This window comes from Nocardioides malaquae, from assembly GCF_015070385.1.
GTDB classification, from domain to species: Bacteria; Actinomycetota; Actinomycetes; order Propionibacteriales; family Nocardioidaceae; genus Nocardioides; species Nocardioides malaquae.
The window spans coordinates 1-228 of sequence record NZ_JADCSA010001424.1 but is presented as its reverse complement, the minus strand read 5'-3'; the positions used below and the strand labels follow the sequence as shown (position 1 = coordinate 228).

The 228-nt window shown below is 50.9% G+C and carries 1 protein-coding gene; it reads right to left on the bottom strand.

The features are described 5' to 3' along the window. On the bottom strand, nt 1-215 hold a 215-nt coding region (locus IEQ44_RS18475; RefSeq protein ID WP_438861862.1), incomplete at its 3' end, for a Kelch repeat-containing protein. Nucleotides 216-228 lie beyond the last annotated feature (13 nt).

Genomic DNA, 228 nt, shown 5'->3' with positions numbered 1-228 from the left:
TCAACGAAGGTTGCCTTCCTAAGGCGGCGTGGCCTCCGACTTGGAGCTCCTCTGGTGTTGATGAAAGACCAGATCATGGTGGAGGTGTCCAATTCATAGATGTCATTGGTCCACCCAGTCAGGTTGTATCCTCCATAAACATACATCACCTTCCCCAAGACACAGGCTGAATGGCCCGCCCTCACCTGTGGAAGTGGAACAGAAACCTTCCATATATGGGTATTGACA